The sequence below is a fragment of the Microbacterium sp. genome, assembly GCF_031178525.1.
In the GTDB taxonomy this organism is placed as follows: Bacteria; Actinomycetota; Actinomycetes; order Actinomycetales; family Microbacteriaceae; genus Microbacterium.
Genome location: NZ_JAPSJA010000321.1, coordinates 1 through 2,552 on the forward strand (window position 1 = coordinate 1; position 2,552 = coordinate 2,552).

The window sequence follows — 2,552 nt, forward strand, 5'->3', positions numbered from 1 at the left end:
CTGACCCGTACGTGCGTGCGGCGGATCTGCTCGGTCCGCAGTGCGCGAGAAGCAGAACCGCGACGGCGCCTGAACGGGCGCCCGGCTCGCGTCTACAGAACGCCGGTCAACGTCCCTCCGTCGGCGCGGAGCGCGGCGCCGTTGGTCGCCGAGGAGAGGGGGCTTGCGAGGTAGAGGGCGAGGCTCGCGATCTCGGACGGGTCGATGAAGCGCTCGAGCAGCGAGGTCCTGTTCGAGGCGGCGATCGCGTGCTTGAGGTCGGCCGGATCCACCGACTGTTCCCCGGCGATGCGCTCGACGGCTCGGGCGACCCCGTCGGAGTAGGTCGGACCGCCCAGGATGCTGTTCACCGTGACCTCCGTCCCGCGAGTGAGCTTCGCCAGACCGTTCGCGAGGCCGAGCATCGCGGCCTTGGTGGTGCCGTAGTGGATCATGTCCGCCGGGATGTTCACGCCGGATTCGCTCGAGATGAAGATGATCCGGCCCCAGCCGTTGGCGCGCATCCGGGCCAGGACGTGACGCGACAGGCGGACTCCGCTCATCAGGTTGATCTGGACGTAGCGCTCCCAATCGGCATCCGTGATGTCCTCGAAGTCCGCCACCTCGAAGACGCCGACGTTGTTGACGAGGATGTCGACGTGCCCCAGCCGGCGCAGCAGTCGATCGAACTGCTCCGGATCGGCGACGTCGGCGGCGATGCCCGTCACGTCCGCCCCGGGTGCACCGTCCGCCAGCGCCGCGACGGCGCTCTGGACGCGCTGCGCGCCGCGGCCGTGGATCACCACCGAAGCGCCCTCCCGCAGCAGCGCCTCGGCGATGGCGTACCCGATTCCCCGCGTCGAACCGCTGATGAACGCACGTCTGCCGTGCAACCCCAGATCCATGATTTCGGTTCCCTCTTCCTTCGATTGACTTGACTGAGCAAGTAAATCAGACGTCGACCGGGTAGGCTTCGACCATGGAGGATCTCGGTCGCGTCGAGGGCCTGGAGGGCGAGGAGCTCGAGACCTGGGCGGGGCTGGCGACGGTGCTGGAGTGGCTGCCGGCCGCGCTCGACGCGCAGCTGCAGAAGGAGGCGGGGATCACCCACTTCGAATACGGCGTCCTCTACGCGCTGATGCACGCGCCCGGCGGGATGCTGCGGATGAGCGTGCTCGCCGGCTACGCGAACAGCACCCTCTCGCGCCTGTCCCGGGCCGTGACGCGGCTCGAGCGACGTGGCTGGCTGCGCCGGGCACCGGATCCCGCCGATGGCCGCTCGACGCTGGCCATCCTCACGGACGCCGGGAGAGAGGCGGCTCGGAAGGCGACCCCCGGTCACGTCGACACGGTGCACCGTCTGGTCCTCGACCGGCTCAGTCGTGCGCAGAGGCGCCAGCTCAAGGAGATCGTCCGCCGCATCCTGCAGGGGATCGAGGAGGAGGGCGCGGCGGAGCCCGCGTCCCGGGTGCGTCGTTGGCAGCCGTCGGCGGATTGACGGGCGCCGGAGCGGCACGCTGCCGCGTCGCCGTACGATCGAACCCATGCGCCAGAACCCCAGTTTCGCGTTCACGGATGTGGCCGAACTGCGCCGCCTCATCGACCGGAACCCCTGGGTCATGCTGGTGAGCGCCGCGCCGGACGGGCTCACGGCATCGCACTACGCCGTCCTGCTCGACGAGACGCGCGACGACCTCACGATCGTGGGGCACGTGGGTCGTCCCGACGATGCGATCCACGGACTCGGCGACCGGGAGCTGCTCGTTGTCGTCCAGGGCCCGCACGGGTACATCTCGCCGAACTGGTACGGCGACGGCCCGGCCGTGCCGACGTGGAACTTCATCTCCGCGCACCTCAGCGGCGTGCCTGAGCTGCTCAGCCCGGAGGAGAACCTCGCCGTGCTGGATCGCCTTGTCGCGCGCTTCGAGTCGCGCCTGCCGGATCCTCGTCTCATGTGGGAGCGGCCCAACGACGCGGACTTCGTCACGAAGCTCGAGCGGGGGACCGTGGGCTTCCGGCTCTCACCCACGAAGGTCGTCGCGAAGCGGAAGCTGAGTCAGAACCGCCCCGATGAGGTCGTCGAGACGATCATCGCCGAGCTGGCGGGCGACGGGCCGTTCCGCAATCCGTCCCTCGCGGAGGAGATGCGCCGCTCGCAGGACGCTCGTGCCGCGGCGCGTGCGGGGGCCGCCGGATGACCGCGCGAGGGGAGCGGGTCGACGTCGTCGCCGACGTGCGGATCGGCGGCGAAGGCCGCGAGATGCTGCCGTTCGCCGGTGTCGACGGGGAAGCGCTGTACGACGTCTTCGTGGAGGGCGACGAGATCGCCGACATTGCGCCCGCCCGCGCTCTGCCGAGGCGTGGCACGGTGCTCGACGGCGGAGGCGCGTGGTTGATCCCGGGGCTCTGGGATCATCACGTGCATGTGCTGCAGTGGGCGCTGGGCGTCGAACGCTTCTCGGTGCGGCGCGCGTCCTCGGCGGCCGAGACCGCCGCGCTCGCTGCCCGTGCGCCCTCCCGATCGGACGGCCGGCGGATCGCGGTGGACATGCGCGATGCGCTCTGGACGGACC

The 2,552-nt window shown here is 70.4% G+C and carries 3 protein-coding genes and 1 pseudogene; 3 read left to right on the forward strand and 1 reads right to left on the reverse strand.

The genetic code is table 11. The features are described 5' to 3' along the window. Positions 1–92: 92 nt before the first annotated feature. On the reverse strand, positions 93–872 hold the full coding sequence (locus RIF89_RS13805) for an SDR family oxidoreductase (protein ID WP_309069659.1): 780 nt from the start codon (positions 870–872) through the stop codon (positions 93–95). Positions 873–958: 86 nt separating this feature from the next. Here RIF89_RS13805 and RIF89_RS13810 point away from each other — a divergent pair, with 86 nt between their 5' ends. The 3 genes and pseudogenes from RIF89_RS13810 to RIF89_RS13820 form a co-directional block, all read left to right on the forward strand. Then, positions 959–1,477, forward strand: a complete 519-nt coding sequence (locus RIF89_RS13810) for a MarR family transcriptional regulator (protein ID WP_309069660.1) — start codon at positions 959–961, stop codon at positions 1,475–1,477. Between the two features lie 46 nt (positions 1,478–1,523). Then, the gene (locus tag RIF89_RS13815) at positions 1,524–2,177 is read left to right on the forward strand and encodes an FMN-binding negative transcriptional regulator (protein WP_309069661.1); all 654 of its coding nucleotides are present in this window, start codon (positions 1,524–1,526) and stop codon (positions 2,175–2,177) included. Next, positions 2,174–2,552 (forward strand): annotated as a pseudogene (locus RIF89_RS13820) (metal-dependent hydrolase); the annotation flags it as partial. The gene RIF89_RS13815 and the pseudogene RIF89_RS13820, both read left to right, overlap by 4 nt.